This window comes from Mumia sp. zg.B53 (assembly GCF_019550935.1).
GTDB lineage: Bacteria > Actinomycetota > Actinomycetes > Propionibacteriales > Nocardioidaceae > Mumia.
The window spans coordinates 1-17137 of sequence record NZ_JAHWCK010000006.1 but is presented as its reverse complement, the minus strand read 5'-3'; the positions used below and the strand labels follow the sequence as shown (position 1 = coordinate 17137).

Genomic DNA, 17137 nt, shown 5'->3' with positions numbered 1-17137 from the left:
CAGGGTAGCAATCGCTACCTTGAGAGGCCGTACGAAGTCTGACCGGCGCGTGGATCAGTGCGCGTAGAGCCCGCGGTAGTACTCGTAGATCCAGCCGACCAGGGCGATGACTCCGAACGGGAGCGCCATCACGACGAGCCACCAGCCGAAGATCAGGCCGAGGATGATGGCCAGCATCGCCAGGGCCGCCCACAGCGGCCACCAGCTCCACGGAGGGTAGAAGCCGTACTCGCCCGCGCCCTCAGCGATCTCACCGTCGTCGCGGTCCTCGAGGCGCGCCGGGATCTGCTTGGCGACCACACCCAGGAAGAAGGTGAGCAGGAGACCCAACAGCGCGGCCATGACCAGGGCTGTCGTCCCGGTCGGGTCGCCTGAGGCGATCCAGTAGATCGGTGACACGATCACCAGGAAGACGGAGATCGATGCGATGATCCAGGCCTCGGCCTTCACCGGCTGCCACCATCCTCACGCTTGTTGTCGGCCTGTTCGCGCATCGCCTCCTCGTGCCCCGAGAGGTTCGGGGCGTCGGCGAGCGGGCTGTCGAAGTCGTTCTCGGCATGCTCGAGCATCGACAGCTCAGGGTGATGCAGGTCGAATGCAGGGCTCTCCGACCGGATCCGCGGCAGCGACGTGAAGTTGTGCCGCGGCGGCGGGGAGGAGGTCGCCCACTCGAGCGAGCGGCCCCAGCCCCACGGGTCGTCGACGCCGACCTTGGGGTTGTGACGCGAGACCCACACGTTGTAGAAGAACGGCAGAGTCGAGATCGCGAGGACCGCCGCACCGATCGTGGACACCTGGTTGAGCATCGTGAAGCCGTCGGACGGCGAGTAGTCGGCGTATCGACGCGGCATGCCTTCGACACCGAGCCAGTGCTGCACCAGGAACGTCATGTGGAAGCCGATGAACAGCAACCAGAAGTGGATCTTGCCGAGTCGCTCGTTGAGCATGTGCCCGGTCCACTTCGGCCACCAGTAGTAGAACCCGGCGAACATCGCGAAGACGACGGTACCGAACACGACGTAGTGGAAGTGCGCGACGACGAAGTAGGTGTCGGACAGCTGGAAGTCCAGCGCCGGCGACGCCAGGATGATGCCGGTCAGGCCACCGAAGAGGAAGGTGGCGAGGAACCCGAGCGAGAACACCAGCGGCGTGTCGAAGCTGATGGATCCGCCCCATAGCGTGCCGATCCAGTTGAAGAACTTCACGCCTGTCGGTACGGCGATCAGGAACGTCATGAACGAGAAGAACGCGAGGTCGACCGACCCGGTCACGAACATGTGGTGGGCCCACACCGCGACCGACAGTGCCGCGATCGCCAGCGTCGCCGCGACCAGACCGATGTAGCCGAAGATCGGCTTGCGGCTGAAGACGGGGAGGATCTCACTGACGATGCCGAAGAACGGCAACGCGATGATGTAGACCTCCGGATGCCCGAAGAACCAGAACAAGTGTTGCCAGAGAACCGGCCCCCCTGTCGCTGGGTCGAACACGTGGGTGCCGAGCTGCCGGTCGGCGAAGAGCGCGAGCAGCGCGGCGGCGAGGATCGGGAACGCGATCAGAACCAGGAGGCTGGTGACCAGCACGTTCCAGGTGAAGATCGGCATCCGGAACATCGTCATGCCGGGGGCGCGCATCGTGAAGATGGTGGTGACGAAGTTGACCGCGCCGAGGATGGTGCCCAGGCCGGACATGTACAGGCCAAGGGTCCACATGTCTCCGCCGATGCCCGGTGAGTTGACCGAGTCGGACAGCGGCGTGTAGGCGAACCAGCCGAAGCTGGCCGCGCCGCCAGGCACGAAGAAGCCGCCGACCGCGACCGAGCTGCCGAACAGGAACAGCCAGAAGCTGAACATGTTGAGCCGCGGGAACGCGACGTCGGGCGAACCGATCTGGAGCGGCATGATCCAGTTGGCGAAGCCGACGAACAACGGCGTCGCGAACATGAGGAGCATGATCGTGCCGTGCATCGTGAAGAGCTGGTTGTAGGTCTCTTCGTCGACGACCTGCGTGCCGGGGACAGCAAGCTCGGCACGGATGAGCAGCGCGAGGATGCCGCCGATCAGGAAGAACGCGAACGACGCGACGAGGTACATCGTGCCGATCTGCTTGTGATCGGTGGTCGTCAGCATGGCGACGACGCGCTTGCCCAACGGCTTCGGCGGGGTGACCTCTTCAGGCGTCGCCCCGGCCTGGGGTTCTGCGACTGCAGTCACTCCTACTCTCCTGTCTCTAGGTTCTGCACCTCGGCGAGCCCGGCGATCCGGCTGGCTTCGGCACCGCCCTCGGGCTGACCGATCTGCCCGGCCGCCTGAAGCTGCTGCAGGTGGGCGTCGTACTCGTCACGCGAGACCACGTGAACCTTGAAGATCATGCGGGTGTGGTAGAGCCCGCAGAACTCGGCGCACCGACCGGTGAAGACACCCTCACGCGTCGGGGTGACGTCGAAGGAGTTCTCCTTGCCGGGGATGACGTCCATCTTGAAGTAGAACTCGGGGATCCAGAACGAGTGGATGACGTCCGGTGAGACGAGGTTGAACTGGACCGACTCGTCCACGGGCAGCCACAGCTCGGTGGGGTTGGAGGTGTCGCCGTAGTCGAAGACATCTTGACCGGCGGTCGCCTCCTCACCGAGGTAGTTGAACGTGAACTGCCACTTGCTGCCGACGACCGTGATCGTGTGGTCCGGCTCCTCGACCCGCTCCAGCATCTTGTTCTGGGCGGTGACGGTCTCGGCGAAGAAGATCGCCACGACGATCACCGGTGCCACCGTGTAGAGGACCTCCAGCGGGAGGTGGTAGCGGAGCTGCGAGGGCACCTCGTTGCCCGGCCGGCGACGGTAACGGACCATCACCCACAGGATCAGCCCCAGGACGAGCACGAGCACGACCGCGGAGGCGATCCAGGCGCCGACCCACAGGACGAACATGGCGTCGACACGATCACTGGCTCCGATCGGGAGCGCCAAGCGGCCCCACGCACTCGGATCGTCTGGCGAACAGCCACTGAGCAGCACGATCGCAGCAGCGACGAAGCCGAGCCCGAGCGTCTTCGACCTGACCGGTCGACGACGTTCGCCTTGTGCCCGCTTGCCGCGCGCGAAGAGTTCCTGACCCACCAGGCGCCTTTCTGGCTCGATTCGAATCACACCGTGGTGCGCGTCCTCGTCGCCGCTGACGCAACGCCTGAGGTCCGTACCACGAACATCAGCACCCTACTCCAGAGCCGTCGGACTGACCTTCAGAGGTCCCCTCGGAACCGGGGCAGACGGTCGACTACGATGCTGGCCGCCGCGTCGCCGTACTGCGTCCGCAGACGGCCCATCAGGCTGTCGCGATCAAGGCGGTACTCCTGCGTGCCGGTGGTCTCCACGACGCTCGCGGCCAGGGCGCAACCCAGCTGCGCGCACTGCTCGTGCGGGAGGTCGACGCCGAGCCCGGCGAGGAAGCCGGCCCGGAAGGCGTCACCGACTCCGGTGGGGTCGACGGGCGTGACCCCCGCGATGGCGGGGACGTCGATGACCGAGCCGTCGGCCTCGTAGACGCTGACCCCGTCTGCGCCGCGGGTCACCACGCGGGTCCCGACCCGCTGCTGGATCTCGCCGGCGCTCCACCCGGTCTTCTTCTCCGTGAGCGCGGCCTCGTACTCGTTGCTGAAGAGGTAGGCGGCACCGTCGATCAGCGACCGGATCAGGGCGCCGTCGGCGAAGGCGAGCTGCTGCGACGGGTCGGCGGCGAAGCGGTAGCCACGGGCACGGCTCTCCTCGGTGTGGCGGACCATGCCCTCGGGGTCGTCGGGACCGATGAGGACGATGTCCCAGCCGCCCACGCGGTCATGGATCGGCTTGAGCTCGATCTCTCTGGCCTCGCCCATCGCCCCGGCGTAGAACGTGGCGATCTGGGCCTGCGCGGCGTCGGTGGTGCAGACGAACCGTGCCGTGTGCTTGGTCTCGGACACGTGGACACCGGAGCAGTCCACACCGTGACGCTCCAGCCACGAGCGGTAGTCGTCGAAGTCCTCTCCCACGGCCCCGATCAGGACCGGCTCCTCGCCGAGCGCCGCGAGACCGAAGGCGATGTTGGCCCCGCACCCTCCCCGGCGTACGTCGAGGTCCTCGACGAGGAAGGACAGCGAGATCTTGTCGAGCTGGTCGACGACGAGCGAGTCGGAGAAGCGCCCCCTGAAGGTCATCAGGTGGTCGTTCGCGATGGAACCGGATACGGCGATCTTCAACGGAGCTCCTCGAATCGGGACGCGTGCGCGCCCACGATAGTCGCGAAGCCTCGCCCAGGGCGAGGCATGGTCACCGTGGGCGCGTGGTCCGGAGCGTCCGGACCGGCCCAGTGAGGTAGCCGTTGCGGGCGGTGATCCGGACCTGCGCCCTGATCGCACGGCGCGGGACGCCCAGCTTCGCGCGGTGGCCGGCGCGAGACGCCTTGCGCCACGTCGACCACGAGCCGGCAGCCGCGCGGGTGCGGTATGCCAGCGAGTAGGTGTCCGACACGACGGCCTCACGCCAGCGCACCCGCAGTGAGGCGCGTCGCCAGGAGGCCGACGCTCCGCGGACCCTGTGCGGGACCCTCCCGGTGGCGCGCACCCGGATAGGCACCGACCACGCGCCGATCATCGCGCCGCGCCGCGGTTGCACCTGGACCTCGTAGGTCCCCCCGGCGCTCAGTGCTGTCACCGATCGAGTCTGGCCGGACGCCCACGAGGTCGTCACCCAGGCGCCGAGCCGCGGCGCGACCAGGCGGTGCCGCAGTCGGTTCGACCAACCGTCGATCGTGGTGCTGTCCCACGAGAGGTGGATCCGCCGGTCAGTCCCTCGCCCGCTCACGACGAACCTCGCCGGCCACGAGACCGCCGCATCGATCGCTGGACGCCGAGAGAGGGCGCCGATCCCGACAAGCCCGTCGGCCACGCGCTGGGCGAGCCGCGTCTGCCCCGTCGGCGTCGGGTGGATGCCGTCCCAGGTGTGCACCCGAGGGTCCCAGCCCTGCGCTGTCTGGGCGACCGTCACGCGAGAGTCCGGGGTGTTCAGCCCGGACACCAGACCGGCGACGAGCGCGTTGAACGTCTCGGTCTCACGTACGCGGTCTCGGGCGCCGGTCGAGAGGTTCATGCCGGTCATGACCTGGCCGATCACCAGGTCCACCGCAGGGTCGACGGCACGCACCCGCTCGACGTAGGCCCGGATGTTCGCCGCGGCGGTCGCTGGCGTACGGATCCGCAGGTCGTTGAAGCCGATGAGCAGGACGACGACATCAGGTCGGTGTGTCGCAACCTCCTCGGTGACCCCACCGAGGAGGGAAGCCGTCGTCGCGCCCTCCATCGCGGCGTGGTCCTGGTCGAAGCCGGACACGAGATAGCTCGTCTTGTCGTACGCCAGGGTCCGGCGTGGGCCGACGAGGTCGATCGTGGATCCGACCGACCGAAGACCGCGCCAGAGCCAGTATCGGTAGGTGTAGTCACCTGCGCGGCCCTGTGTGATGGAGTCACCGGCAACCATGACGCGCGTCGGCCCAGGAGGGCGTTCGGAGGAATCCGTCGGTGCGTCGACGGCGTTTGCGGGCATGGCCGCCCCGAGCAACACACCCAGAAGAGCGACGACCGCTGACCGATTTATGAGAGATGTCCCATTTCGCACCAACTGACCGTACACCTGCGCACGACGACGGCCGCCCGAAGAAACTCGGACGGCCGTCGTGACGTCAGTGCCCCGGAGGGCCGGCTCAGAGACTCAGTGGAACGAGTCTCCGCACGCGCAGGAGCCCGTCGCGTTGGGGTTGTCGATGGTGAAGCCCTGCTTCTCGATGGTGTCGACGAAGTCGATCGTCGCGCCGTGGAGGTAGGGGACGCTCATCCGGTCGACGACCAACGAGACACCGTCGAACTCACGGGTCTCGTCGCCGTCGAGCGTGCGCTCGTCGAAGAAGAGCTGGTAGCGCAGACCCGAGCACCCGCCCGGCTGCACCGCGATCCGGAGTGCAAGATCGTTGCGCCCCTCCTGCTCGAGGAGGCTCTTCACCTTGGCGGCGGCGCCGTCGGAAAGATTGACACCGGTCAGGGTCTCGCTGGTGTCGGTGCTCTGCACGGTCATGTGTTCTCCCGAAGTCTCTGGTGCGGGTCCGCCCGGATGGAGCGCGCTGTCCACGTCGAACGCAGGGTCCCGCCGTCTCATTCCACCGTACGTCACCTCGACACTCGGATCACGCCGCAGTGCCGCAAGGCTCGTCCTACCCTACGTCGCGGGTCCGACAAGGCCACCTGACCGTTCAGCGGTCGGACCAGGTCCGCGCCACCCGCTCGGCAAGCCGACGCAGCGACTCCGCCGGCCGGCCGAGGGAGTCGACCTCCCCCACGACGTCGACCATCGCGTACGCCGCCTCGATCCCCATCGCGCGGCGTTCGCGCGCTCCCACCTCGACCCGGCCGGCGAGGACGACGCACGGCCGCAGCGCGCCGCCGGCGATCTCCGCGACCCCGTAGACGACCTTGCCCTCGCGCGACGTGACGTCGAAGGCGCCCTCTCCCGTCAGCACCAGGTCGCTCTCGCGCGCGCGGTCGGCGAGGCCCACCGCCTGCGCGACCATGCCGATGCCCGGCTCGACGGTGGCGCCGAGCAGCTGCAGGGCGAACCCGAGTCCGCCTGCCGCACCGGCGCCCGGCCGATCGGCCACGCGACGCTGCGCCGGGCCTGGACCGCACACCGCGACCACGAAAGCGTCGAGGATCCCGTCGACCCTGATGACGGCGGCGTCGTCGAGCCCTTTCTGCGGCCCGAACGTCCGCGCCGCGCCCAGGAGGCCCAGCAGCGGGTTGCGTACGTCGGTGGCGGCGACGAGCTCCACGTCTCCGAGCCGCTCGCTCGCCCCGGTGACGTCCACCTGGCCGACCCCGGTCAGACCACGGGGACCGGCGTCCAGCGGGACGTCGGCCCGTGCGCCGAGGGCCGCGAGCATCCCCGCGCCGCCGTCGGTGGTCGCGCTCCCACCGAGTCCGACCACGACGCGGGCGGCCCCGGCGTCGACGGCCGCGGTGACCAGCTGGCCCACGCCGTACGTCGACGCGTCCTCGGGGCTGCGCCGGGGGTCGGCCTCGAGACCGCACGCGGTCGCCGACTCCACGTAGGCGGTCGACCGGCCGTCGAGGCCGTCCACGAGGAGCAGCGGCGCCTCCACGAGCGCCCCGAGCGGCCCGCGTACTCCGGAGACGAGGAGGCGCTCACCGCCGAGGGAGGCGTGGAGGACGTCGACGAACCCGGGGCCTCCGTCCGACATCGGCACGAGCGTCATCACGTCGTCGGGCGCGGTACGGAGCCAGCCCTCGGCGATGGCCTCCGCGGCTTCCGGTGCAGTCAGCGTGCCCGCGAACGCATCGGGGGCGACCAGCACACGCACCGGTCAGGCCAGCGCCTTCTCGGCCGCCGCGAGCAGCACGCACGTCGCGAGGCCCTCCATGGCCAGGCGCAGGTCGTCGAGCGACGGGTACGTCGGCGCGATCCGGATGTTGCGGTCGCGCGGGTCGCGCCCGTACGGGAACGAGGCACCGGCCGGCGTCAGGGCGATCCCGGCGCCCTTGGCGAGCTCGACCACCCGGGCGGCGGTGCCGTCGACGACGTCGAGACTCACGAAGTAGCCGCCGCGCGGATGCGTCCAGGTGGCGACGTCGTACGGAGCGAGCCGGGACGAGAGCACCTCCTCGACGACCGCGAACTTGGGCGAGATGAGGTCGCGGTGCCGGCGCATCAGGGAGCGGACCCCGTCGGCGTCGCGGAGGAACCGCACGTGGCGCAGCTGGTTGACCTTGTCGGGCCCGATCGACGCGAACTTGAGGTGGCTCTTGAACCAGGCGACGTTCCTCGGCGAGCTGCCGAAGAACGAGACTCCCGACCCGGCGAAGGTGATCTTGGAGGTGGAGGCGAAGACGAGGACCCGCTCGGGGTGTCCACCGGCAGCCGCCAGCGCGAGCGCGTCGGCCGACTTCAGCTCGTCGTCGCTCAGGTGGTGCACGGCGTAGGCGTTGTCCCAGAAGATCCGGAAGTCGGGGGCCGCGGCCGGCATCGCCGTGAGGCGCGCGGCGACCTCCGGCGAGGTCACCCCGCCCGTCGGGTTGGCGTAGGTCGGGACGAGCCACATGCCCTTGATGGTCGGGTCGTCGGCCACCAGCGACGCGATCGCGTCCGCGTCAGGGCCCTCGTCGGTCATGTCGACCGGCACCATCTCGATCCCGAGGGACTCCAGCAGTGCGTAGTGGCGGTCGTACCCGGGCACCGGGCACAGGAAGCGGACGGTCTCCTCGGCCCCCCACGGCCGTGGAGAGTCGGTAAATCCGTGCAGCATGGCCCAGGCGACGGTCTGGTACATCAGGGTCAGGCTCGAGCTGCCCTGCGCGAGCAGCTGCGGGACGGGGATCCCGAGGAGCTCGGCGAAGATCTCGCGAAGCTCCGGGAGGCCCTCCAGACCACCGTAGTTGCGGGTGTCGGTGCCGTCGGCGGCCCGGAAGTCGTCCTTGCCGGGCAGGTCGAGGAGCCCGTTGGAGAGGTCGAGCTGCTCGCTGGACGGTTTGCCCCGTGTCAGGTCGAGCGTGAGCCCGCGCGCACGCAGGTCCTCGTAGGCGGCGCGCTGCTCGGACAGCAGCGAGCCGAGCGCGTCACGATCCAGGGTGTCGATGCTCATGGGGATCCTCGCGAGACGGGGTTCGACGGTGCGTCGCGGCAGGCGGACGCTCCGGGGTGGAATCTATCGAGTGCCGCCGCCGAGCCCGGGAGCGCCCCAGATCGCGAGCCAGCGGCCCAGGTCCTTCTCGATCGGGAGGTCGTCGGTGACGATGCCCCGCACCTGGAGCTCGAGGGTGTTGTCACGGCGCGGCTCGGCGGCCGGGGCGAACGGGTAGAAGGTCCCGCGCTTGTAGAGGTAGACGAGCCCGAGCGCCCTGTCGTCGGCAGTGACGAAGTCGACCACCGAGCAGAGCAGCTGCGGTCCGAACCCGTTGTCGACGAGGGTGCTGTTGACGGCGTGGAGGTCGGTCACCAGCCCGCCGACGTCCTCGGGGTCGTGCTGGACGACGAGCCACGTGAAGCCGTACTGGTCCATCGTGCGCTCGACCTTCGGCCCTCCGTCGGCGTCGAGGAGCTCCTGCACGTCGGCCTGCATCGTGGTGAACGCGGCACCCTCGGTCTGCCGGTAGCACACCGACCCGATGCCGGTCGGCTTGATCGACGCGGCGGCGTCGAGCGTGATCGCTGCCGAGGGCAGCGCGAACAGAGCATCGAGGTCGGCCTGCGCCGGCTTCGATCGGCCCATCAGGGCATCCCAGAGTCCCATCGCCGGCTCAGAGGGGTCGGCCGAGATCGGCGGAGATGTGGGCGAGCTGCTCGAGGCGCTTCTCCACCGGCGGGTGGGAGCTCATCAGGCCGGCGAGCGAGTCGCGAGAGAACGCCGGGGTGGCGAAGAAGAACGCGCTCATGTTCTCGACCTGGCGAAGGTCCTTGCTGGGGATACGTCCCATGTCTCCGGTGATCTTGGTGAGTGCGGAGGCCAGGGCCGAGGGCTTGCCGGTGAGGTACGCACCCGACCGGTCGGCACTCAGCTCGCGGTAGCGCGACAGCGCCCGGGTCAGCAGGAAGCTGATGAAGTAGGCGATCAGGCTCGCGAGCCACACGACCAGGAACATCAGGGCCGCGTTGTTGTTGCGGTCGCGACCGCCACCCATGAACGGGAACCACCGGATGAGGAAGCCGGCGAGCAGGCCGAGCGACGAGGCCACCGTCATGACCGACACGTCACGGTTCGCGACGTGGGCGAGCTCGTGGCTGAGCACACCCTCCAGCTCCTCGCCGTCGAGCCGACGCAGGATGCCGGTCGTGACGCAGACCGCGGAGTGGCTCGGCGAACGCCCGGTGGCGAAGGCGTTGGGGAGGTCGGTGTCGGCGACGGCGACGGCCGGCTTGGGCATGTCCGCCAGTGCGCAGAGGCGATCGATCATGCCGTGCAGCTCGGGCGCCTGCTCCGGCGTGACCACTCGGGCGCCCATCGACGCCAGCGCGAGCTTGTCGGAGAAGTACCACTGAGCCCAGGCCAGCGCGACGACCACGACCGCGGCCAATGCCGCGTTGGGCATGACCGTGATCAGGACGGCGCCGAACGCCAGGTAGAGCACCACCAGCCCCAGGCTGACCGCGCCCATCCGGCGGGTCAGACCCGCGTCGCTGCGAAATCGGGTCTTCGACATGTTTCCTCTCTCGGCATGACTCATGCCCCCTGTCGATCTCAACGCCGACAGGGGCTCGGTCGTTCCCGCCTCGATCGGCGGGAACGACCGTCGTACGCGTGGGGGTCAGCCGGGGATGAAGCCGTCGGTGCCGAGCAGCTCCTCGACCTCGCCGAGCGAGGCGTCGGAGGGGGGCAGCACGAGGTCGGACTGGACGAGCTCCTCGGCCGGCACCTCCTTGCCGATCTCGCGGACGAGGTCGAGCAGACGGTTGAGGGCGTCGCCGAACGCTTCCTCGTCGTGGGCCGCCACCGCGCTCTCCACGACGTCGTCGAGGGAGTTGAGCTGATCGAGGGCGTCGTCGGCGACGTCGAACTGGCCCTCGGACATGATCCGGACGATCACGCCTGCCCCTCCTGCTTCTTCTCCTCGGCCCCTGCCTGCGGGGCGTCGCCGCTGCCGAGGGCCGGCTTGTCCGCCCCGGTCCCCAGCTGCCGCTTCATCGCCTCGAGCTCGGAGTCGACGCTGGAGGTCGACGCCAACGCGTCGAGCTCGCGGGTGATGTCGTCGTTGGGCCCCGCGGTGACGTCCTCGAGCGCACCCGACGCGAGGAGCTCGTCCACCGCTCCCGCACGGGCCTGCATCTGCGCGGTCTTGTCCTCGGCGCGCTGGACGGCCATGCCCACGTCGCCCATCTCCTCGGAGATGCCGGAGAAGGCCTCGTTGATCCGTGTCTGCGCCTCGGCGGCGGTGTAGGTCGCCTTGATCGTCTCCTTGCGGGTCCGGAAGGACTCGACCTTGGCCTGGAGGCGCTTCGACGCGAGCGTGAGCTTCTCCTCCTCCGCCTGGAGCGAGGCGTGCTGCGTGCCGAGGTCGGCGATCTGCTGGTCCAGGCCGGACCGGCGGGTCAGCGCCTCGCGCGCCAGGTCCTCACGGTTGGCGGCGAGCGCCTTCTTGGCCTGGTCCTGGAGCTTGGTCGACTGCTGCTGGAGCTGGTTCATCTGCAGCTCGACCCGCTTGCGGCTGGTCGCGACGTCGGCCACTCCACGACGGACCTTCTGAAGCAGCTCGAGCTGCTTCTGGTAGCTGTAGTCCAGCGTCTCGCGCGGGTCTTCTGCCCGGTCGAGCGCTGAGTTGGCCTTGCTGCGGAAGATCGTGCTCATCCGCTTCATGATGCCCATCGTGGAGTCTGTCCCCTTCACAAGTCCGCTGTTCCACCCAACCTTACGGGCACCGACGGCTTCGCGGGAGCGGCTCGGCGCCAGGTAGGCTCGTATCATCGCCGACGCCGCACCGCCCCCGCCGTCCAGCAGGCCCGCGGCACCGACCCCGAAGACCGAGGCACCCGTGTTCCGACGCAGCAACCAGACCGATGCTCCCGCCGAGCCGACCACCGTCGAGCCCAAGCCGTACGGCAAGGGCCGGCCGACCCCGACACGCAAGGAGGCGGAGGCGGCACGCAAGGCGGCTCTCAAGTCCCCGAGCTCGCGGCGTGACCTGGCCCGGGCCGACAAGACCCGCCGCGCGGCGGAGCGGATCAAGGTGCGCGAGGCGATGAGCAGCGGGGACGACCGCTACCTGCCCCGGCGCGACAAGGGTCCGGTCCGCCGACTGGTCCGCAACGTCGTCGACTCGCGCCGCAACGTCGGCGAGTACCTGATGCCGGTGCTGGTGGTCATCCTGCTGGTGAGCCTCATCCGCGCCCCGTGGGCCGTCACGGCGATCTACGCCTTGTGGCTGGTCACGATCTTCGGCACGATCATCGACTCCTTCGTGCTGGTCCGCCGGGTCAAGCGCGAGGTGCGCGCGGCGTTCCCGGACGCGAGCACCCGCGGTCTCACGGGCTACGCGATCCTGCGGAGCACCCAGATCCGCCGGCTGCGGCTGCCGAAGCCGCAGGTCGGGCACGGCGAGTCCTACTGAGGGGCGCGCGCCTCAGGCGTGCAGGGACATCGGGCCGAACACCGCTCGACCGTCTTCCAGCAGCGTGACCTGGTCGACCCCCTGGTCGGCCAGGTCGCCGTAGAACTCCCCCACCCACGACTCCGCGTCTCCGCGGCTCGCGAACGTGCCGCCGTCGTCCTCGGGCGACACCGGAGTCCCGTCCTTCGTCTCGAACTGCCACGTCCACGCCATGGGCGGAAGCCTAGAGTGCCGCGGCTCAGCGCGTCGACGACGGCACGAACGGCGGCGCCGTCACGACGAACGCCTCCGTACGACCGCGGACGTCGACGGTGACCTCGTCGCCGAGTCCCACCGCGCGGTCGAGCAGCGCGAGCGCGACGCCCTTGCGCAGCGTGGGTGAGAACGTGCCGGAGGTGACCCTTCCGACCTCCGACCCGTCGGCGGCGACGGCCATGCCCGGTCGCGGGATCCCGCGACCGGAGGCGACCAGTCCTCGGAGCAGGGGGGAGTCCTTGGCGGCCTTCTGCGCCAGCAGCGCATCGCGGCCCCAGAACTCCGGCTTGTCCCACCCGACGGCCCACCCGAGGCGGGCCATGACCGGGGTGATCTCACGCGAGAGGTCCTGACCGTGGAGCGGGTAGCCCATCTCCGTCCGAAGCGTGTCGCGGGCGCCGAGACCGCAGGCCCGGATCGCGTACGGCTCGCCGGCCGCCATGATCGCGTCCCACGCGGCGACCGCGGCGGTGGCAGGGAGGACGATCTCGTACCCGCGCTCGCCGGTGTAGCCGGTCCGGCACACGGTGATCGCCCCGCCGCCGAGCTCGGCCTGCGCGTACGACATGTAGTCGTGCGCGACCGGCAGGCCCATCGCCTGGAGGGTCTCGTCGCTGCGCGGACCCTGGACCGCGAGCACGGCCAGGTCGTGGTGGCGGTCGGTGATCGTCACGCCGTCGGGAGCGCGTTCGACGAGCCGGCGGACCACCTCGGCGGTGTTGGCCGCGTTGGGGACGAGAAGGACGTCGTCGTCGGCGCGGAGATAGGCGATGAGGTCATCGATGACGCCTCCGTCGTCGTCGCAGCACAGCGTGTACTGCGCCTGACCGGGACCGATCCGGTCGAACGCGTTGGTGAGGCAGCGGTCCAGGTACGCCGCCGCCCCCGGGCCCTCGACCGTCGCCTTGCCGAGGTGGCTGACGTCGAAGACCCCCACCGCCTCGCGGACCGCCTTGTGCTCGGCGAGCACGCCGCCCCCGGCGTACTCCAACGGCATCTCCCATCCTCCGAACTCGGCCATCTTGGCGCCGAGCTGCAGGTGGCGGTCGTGCAACGGGGAGTGCGCAAGCGTCATGCATCAGAACCTATCCCCACCCGTCGGTAGGCTGGCCGCCATGGCCCCGAAGAACCCAGAGCCCACCCTGTCCCTCAGCTCAGCCGCCCCGACGACCACGCGAGCAGACGTCGTCGTCGTCGGTGTCGGGCCTGATCTCAAGCCGGCGGCTCCCGCCGACGAGGTCGGCAAGGCCTTCGGCAGGTCGTTCGGACCGACCCTGACTGCGCTCGGATTCAAGGGCAAGAAGGGCGACGTCGCCGTTGTCCCGACCTCCGGCGCGATCAAGGCCGGCATCGTCATCGCCGTCGGTCTCGGCGAGGAGCCGACCAGCTCCGACCTGCGCAAGGCTGCCGCCCGCGCGATCAAGGCCGTCCACAACGCCTCCACCGTCGCCGTGGCGCTCCCGACGGCTGACCCGGACGCGGTTCGCGCGGTCGCCGAGGGCGTCCTGCTGGGCGGCTACCGCTTCGACCGCTACCGCACCGGGAGCGACGCGAAGGATGCCGCCGCCGACCGGCCCAGCGCTGTCCTGGTCCTGACGCGACTGTCCCGCGACGCTGAGGCGCTCGCGTCCCTCGAGGCGGCGAAGGCGGTCGCCACCGCCGTCAACCGGACGCGCGACTGGGTCAACACAGGCCCGGGCGACCTGACCCCGGCGGCGTTCGCCGACGCGGTCACCGAAGCTGCCAAGGCCGACGGCACGGCTGGAGTGAAGGTCGCCGTGTGGGACGAGGTCCGCCTCGCCAAGGAGAGCTGCGGCGGCATCCTCGGCGTCGGTCAGGGCTCGAGCAACCCCCCGCGGCTGGTGCAGGTCACCTACAGGCCCAAGAAGCCGGTCGCGCACCTGGCGCTGGTCGGCAAGGGGATCACGTTCGACTCCGGAGGCCTCAGCCTCAAGCCGGGCGCCAGCATGATGACGATGAAGTGCGACATGGCCGGCGCCGCGTCGGTGCTGGCGGCGACGTTCGCGATCGCCTCCCTGGGTCTGCCGGTCCAGGTCACCTGCATCGCCTCCATGGCCGAGAACATGCCGAGCGGTACGGCGATGCGTCCAGGAGACGTGATCGCGATCCGTGGCGGCACCACCGTCGAGGTGCTCAACACCGACGCCGAAGGCAGGCTCGTGCTCGCCGACGGACTGGTCGTTGCGACGGAGGCCAAGCCGGACGTGCTCGTCGACGTGGCGACTCTCACCGGTGCCGCCATGGTCGCGCTCGGGCAGCAGACCGCCGCGGTGATGAGCAACGACGACGCGTTGCGCGACCAGGTCCTCGACGTCGCCGACTCCGTGGGCGAGGCCTTCTGGGCGCTGCCGATCACCGATGAGGTCACCACGCGGGTCACGAGCTCCGACGTGGCAGACCTGCGCCAGCACAACCCGAAGCCAGCGGGCGGCGCCCTCTTCGCCGCGGCGTTCCTCCAGGAGTTCGTCGGCGAGACGAGGTGGGCGCACCTGGACATCGCCGGCCCGGCCTACAACGACGGCGGTGCGTACGACGAGGTGCCCAAGGGCGGCACCGGGATGAGTGTGCGGACGCTCGTCGGGCTCGCGGAGCGCCTGGCCCGCAGCGTCGACTGACGGCGGGCGACCGGGAGGTCAGTCCCCCGCCGACTCCTCCCGGTCGCGGCGCTTGCGCTCGGCCGCGACGCGCCGGTTGTATTCACGCATGCGCTGCGGGTAGCCGACCACCGCGGCGTCGTACGTCGGCACGCGATGCTTGTTGCCGAAGTCGTGGGCCCACGACGCCGAGGGAACCCGCCGACGCGTCCACTCGCCGTCCTTGGCGACCAGCAGCAGGGTGACCTGCGAGACCGCGGTCGGTGGCTCGACGAAACCCTCGACACCCGCCCGTGACTCGATGAACTTCTCCAGGTGGGCCCGGTCGGCGGTGTCCGAGGCGCGGTCGGAGACCACGGCGCCACCGCCGGTGCGGTTGCGCTTCTTGCGTCGGAAGAGCCCCATCGGGTGTGCTCCTGAGGGTCGTGAGCGGGGCGGTCCCTGCTGCTGTCTGGGTCCAGTCTGCCGTACTCACGGGTAGCGCCCCCACGTGTGCACCGTGGTGCCCGCAGTGACAGGATGAGGGGCGGCAGCAGGCGGCGAAGATCTCGTCGCCCACACCGTCTGGAGGCAATTCGTGACCCGTTCCGCCCCCCCTGACCACGATGTCGTGGTGCTCGGCGGCGGAAGCGGCGGGTACGCCACCGCACTCCGGGCCCGGCAGCTCGGGCTGAGCGTCGCCCTCGTCGAGGAGGCCAAGCTCGGCGGTACCTGCCTCCATCTGGGGTGCATCCCGACCAAGGCCATGCTGCACGCGGCCGAGGTCGCCGACGCCGCCAGGGACGCCTCCGCGTTCGGCGTCCGCGCGACCTACGACGGGGTGGACCTCGCCGCGGTCGGGGCCTACCGGGCCGGTGTCGTCGAGCGTCTCTACCGAGGTCTCCAAGGGCTCGTCCGCGGCGCCGGCATCGACGTCGTCGAAGGCACGGGACGCCTGGTCGGACCGCGGTCGGTCGCCGTCGGCGACACCGTGGTCACCGGACGCACCCTGGTCCTCGCCACCGGGTCGTACGCTCGGACGCTGCCGGGGGTCGAGATCACCGGCCGCGTCGTGACCTCCGACGGCGCGCTCGCCCTCGAGGAGCTCCCGCGTCGCGTCGTCGTCGTGGGAGGGAGCGTGATCGGCGTCGAGCTGGCATCGGTCTGGCGCTCGTTCGGTTCCGAGGTCACCGTCGTCGAGGCGCTGCCGCACCTCGTGCCGCTGGAGGACGAGACCCTCTCGGTCCACCTCGAGCGCGCGTTCCGCAAGCGAGGGATCGCGTTCCGGACCGGGACGCCGATCACCGGCGTCAAGCAGGACGACACCACCGCGTACGTGACGCTCGACGGCGGGGAGACCCTCGAGGCCGACCTCGTCCTCGTGGCCGTCGGGCGCGGCCCTCGTACGGACGGGCTCGGCCTCGCCGAGCACGGGATCACCGTCGACCGCGGCTTCGTGGTCACCGACGAGCGGCTCCGGACGTCGGTCGACGGGGTCTATGCCGTCGGTGACGTCGTCCGAGGGCTGCAGCTCGCCCACCGCGGGTTCGCCCACGGGATCTTCGTCGCCGAAGACGTCGCGGGTCGCGGACCCCGGCCGGTCGTCGACAGCGGGATCCCCCGAGTGACCTACTGCGACCCCGAGATCGCCTCGGTCGGTCTGACCGAGGCACAGGCCCGTGCCGCCCACGGAGACGACCGGGTCACGACGTACGAGTACAACCTCGCCGGCAACGGCAAGACCCAGATCCTCCGCTCGTCCGGCCTCGTCAAGGTCGTCCGCGAGGTGGACGGCCCGGTCCTCGGGGTCCACATGATCGGCGCTCGGATGGGCGAGCAGGTCGGCGAGGCATCCTTGTGGGTGAACTGGGACGCATTTCCCGAGGACGTCGCCGCTTTCGTCCACGCCCACCCCACCCAGAACGAAGCTCTCGGCGAGGCCGCGCTGGCTCTCGCCGGATCACCACTCCACGCACACGCCTGAGATCAGACAGGGGTTCTACCCATGGCAACGCCCGTCACGCTTCCAGAGCTCGGAGAGAGCGTCACCGAAGGCACCGTCACCCGGTGGCTGAAGCAGGTCGGCGACGAGGTCGCCGTCGACGAGCCGCTCCTCGAGGTCTCCACCGACAAGGTCGACACCGAGATCCCCTCCC

19 protein-coding genes are annotated in these 17137 nt (G+C 69.9%); 4 read left to right on the top strand and 15 right to left on the bottom strand.

Translation table 11 applies throughout. The annotated features are described in order from the left end of the window. Nucleotides 1-54 precede the first annotated feature (54 nt). The 12 genes from KV102_RS17230 to KV102_RS17175 all read right to left on the bottom strand — a co-directional run bounded on the left by KV102_RS17230 (nucleotide 55) and on the right by KV102_RS17175 (nucleotide 11390). Nucleotides 55-450: a cytochrome c oxidase subunit 4 gene (locus KV102_RS17230; RefSeq protein ID WP_220344337.1), complete on the bottom strand. Its 396-nt coding sequence runs from the start codon at nucleotides 448-450 to the stop codon at nucleotides 55-57. Further along, a complete protein-coding gene (ctaD, locus tag KV102_RS17225) occupies nucleotides 447-2129 on the bottom strand; it encodes a cytochrome c oxidase subunit I (protein ID WP_220344731.1) in 1683 nt (560 codons plus the stop codon). Before ctaD ends, KV102_RS17230 begins: the two co-directional genes overlap by 4 nt. Before the next feature lie 86 nt (nucleotides 2130-2215). Beyond that, nucleotides 2216-3115, bottom strand: a complete 900-nt coding sequence (gene coxB / locus KV102_RS17220; protein WP_301022359.1) for a cytochrome c oxidase subunit II — start codon at nucleotides 3113-3115, stop codon at nucleotides 2216-2218. Nucleotides 3116-3237: 122 nt separating this feature from the next. Then, a complete protein-coding gene (locus KV102_RS17215) occupies nucleotides 3238-4188 on the bottom strand; it encodes a carbohydrate kinase family protein (RefSeq protein ID WP_255561206.1) in 951 nt (316 codons plus the stop codon). Nucleotides 4189-4300: 112 nt separating this feature from the next. Then, complete coding sequence (locus KV102_RS17210; protein WP_220347023.1) at nucleotides 4301-5506, bottom strand: GDSL-type esterase/lipase family protein; 1206 nt, start codon at nucleotides 5504-5506, stop codon at nucleotides 4301-4303. Nucleotides 5507-5737: 231 nt separating this feature from the next. Next, nucleotides 5738-6097, bottom strand: coding sequence for an iron-sulfur cluster insertion protein ErpA (gene erpA / locus KV102_RS17205; protein ID WP_220344334.1), 360 nt, complete (start codon nucleotides 6095-6097; stop codon nucleotides 5738-5740). A gap of 175 nt (nucleotides 6098-6272) precedes the next feature. Then, entirely contained in the window at nucleotides 6273-7397 is a 1125-nt protein-coding gene (locus KV102_RS17200; RefSeq protein WP_220347022.1) for a glycerate kinase, read from the bottom strand. A gap of 3 nt (nucleotides 7398-7400) precedes the next feature. Beyond that, the gene (locus KV102_RS17195; protein ID WP_220347021.1) at nucleotides 7401-8675 is read right to left on the bottom strand and encodes an aminotransferase class I/II-fold pyridoxal phosphate-dependent enzyme; all 1275 of its coding nucleotides are present in this window, start codon (nucleotides 8673-8675) and stop codon (nucleotides 7401-7403) included. Between the two features lie 63 nt (nucleotides 8676-8738). Further along, complete coding sequence (locus KV102_RS17190; protein ID WP_220344331.1) at nucleotides 8739-9323, bottom strand: hypothetical protein; 585 nt, start codon at nucleotides 9321-9323, stop codon at nucleotides 8739-8741. Nucleotides 9324-9330: 7 nt separating this feature from the next. Further along, entirely contained in the window at nucleotides 9331-10230 is a 900-nt protein-coding gene (gene htpX / locus KV102_RS17185; RefSeq protein ID WP_220344330.1) for a zinc metalloprotease HtpX, read from the bottom strand. 105 nt (nucleotides 10231-10335) lie between these two features. Continuing rightward, entirely contained in the window at nucleotides 10336-10614 is a 279-nt protein-coding gene (locus tag KV102_RS17180; RefSeq protein ID WP_220344329.1) for a hypothetical protein, read from the bottom strand. Next, nucleotides 10611-11390, bottom strand: a complete 780-nt coding sequence (locus KV102_RS17175; RefSeq protein WP_220344328.1) for a PspA/IM30 family protein — start codon at nucleotides 11388-11390, stop codon at nucleotides 10611-10613. The genes KV102_RS17180 and KV102_RS17175 overlap by 4 nt, the downstream gene beginning before the upstream one ends. A gap of 166 nt (nucleotides 11391-11556) precedes the next feature. On the opposite strand from KV102_RS17175, the gene KV102_RS17170 reads away from it, so the two are divergent. Further along, nucleotides 11557-12132, top strand: coding sequence for a DUF3043 domain-containing protein (locus KV102_RS17170; protein WP_220347020.1), 576 nt, complete (start codon nucleotides 11557-11559; stop codon nucleotides 12130-12132). A gap of 12 nt (nucleotides 12133-12144) precedes the next feature. Here KV102_RS17170 and KV102_RS17165 read toward each other — a convergent pair whose 3' ends face one another. Together KV102_RS17165 and gcvT are read right to left on the bottom strand one after the other, a co-directional pair. Next, on the bottom strand, nucleotides 12145-12345 hold the full coding sequence (locus KV102_RS17165; protein ID WP_220344326.1) for a hypothetical protein: 201 nt from the start codon (nucleotides 12343-12345) through the stop codon (nucleotides 12145-12147). 25 nt (nucleotides 12346-12370) lie between these two features. After that, nucleotides 12371-13462 (bottom strand): glycine cleavage system aminomethyltransferase GcvT, encoded by a 1092-nt coding sequence (gcvT, locus tag KV102_RS17160; protein ID WP_220347019.1) that lies wholly within the window; start codon nucleotides 13460-13462, stop codon nucleotides 12371-12373. A 40-nt stretch (nucleotides 13463-13502) separates the two neighbouring features. On the opposite strand from gcvT, the gene KV102_RS17155 reads away from it, so the two are divergent. Next, a complete protein-coding gene (locus KV102_RS17155; protein ID WP_220347018.1) occupies nucleotides 13503-15023 on the top strand; it encodes a leucyl aminopeptidase in 1521 nt (506 codons plus the stop codon). 18 nt (nucleotides 15024-15041) lie between these two features. Here the strand turns inward: KV102_RS17155 and KV102_RS17150 are convergent, their stop codons facing one another. Then, on the bottom strand, nucleotides 15042-15407 hold the full coding sequence (locus tag KV102_RS17150; protein WP_220344323.1) for a hypothetical protein: 366 nt from the start codon (nucleotides 15405-15407) through the stop codon (nucleotides 15042-15044). 172 nt (nucleotides 15408-15579) lie between these two features. On the opposite strand from KV102_RS17150, the gene lpdA reads away from it, so the two are divergent. Then, nucleotides 15580-16965: a dihydrolipoyl dehydrogenase gene (gene lpdA, locus KV102_RS17145; protein WP_220344322.1), complete on the top strand. Its 1386-nt coding sequence runs from the start codon at nucleotides 15580-15582 to the stop codon at nucleotides 16963-16965. 21 nt (nucleotides 16966-16986) lie between these two features. Beyond that, nucleotides 16987-17137 (top strand): biotin/lipoyl-containing protein (locus KV102_RS17140; protein WP_304610793.1); only part of this gene is annotated, 151 nt, incomplete at its 3' end.

Bases quoted from the DNA above. Each gene is read 5' to 3' on its own strand.
- ctaD (WP_220344731.1), bottom strand. From the start codon at position 2,129: ATGCTGACGACCACCGATCACAAGCAGATCGGCACGATGTACCTCGTC.
- KV102_RS17215 (WP_255561206.1), bottom strand. From the start codon at position 4,188: ATGACCTTCAGGGGGCGCTTCTCCGACTCGCTCGTCGTCGACCAGCTC.
- KV102_RS17210 (WP_220347023.1), bottom strand. From the start codon at position 5,506: ATGGTTGCCGGTGACTCCATCACACAGGGCCGCGCAGGTGACTACACC.
- erpA (WP_220344334.1), bottom strand. From the start codon at position 6,097: ATGACCGTGCAGAGCACCGACACCAGCGAGACCCTGACCGGTGTCAAT.
- KV102_RS17195 (WP_220347021.1), bottom strand. From the start codon at position 8,675: ATGAGCATCGACACCCTGGATCGTGACGCGCTCGGCTCGCTGCTGTCC.
- KV102_RS17190 (WP_220344331.1), bottom strand. From the start codon at position 9,323: ATGGGACTCTGGGATGCCCTGATGGGCCGATCGAAGCCGGCGCAGGCC.
- htpX (WP_220344330.1), bottom strand. From the start codon at position 10,230: ATGTCGAAGACCCGATTTCGCAGCGACGCGGGTCTGACCCGCCGGATG.
- KV102_RS17175 (WP_220344328.1), bottom strand. From the start codon at position 11,390: ATGGGCATCATGAAGCGGATGAGCACGATCTTCCGCAGCAAGGCCAAC.
- KV102_RS17165 (WP_220344326.1), bottom strand. From the start codon at position 12,345: ATGGCGTGGACGTGGCAGTTCGAGACGAAGGACGGGACTCCGGTGTCG.
- gcvT (WP_220347019.1), bottom strand. From the start codon at position 13,462: ATGACGCTTGCGCACTCCCCGTTGCACGACCGCCACCTGCAGCTCGGC.
- KV102_RS17155 (WP_220347018.1), top strand. From the start codon at position 13,503: ATGGCCCCGAAGAACCCAGAGCCCACCCTGTCCCTCAGCTCAGCCGCC.
- KV102_RS17150 (WP_220344323.1), bottom strand. From the start codon at position 15,407: ATGGGGCTCTTCCGACGCAAGAAGCGCAACCGCACCGGCGGTGGCGCC.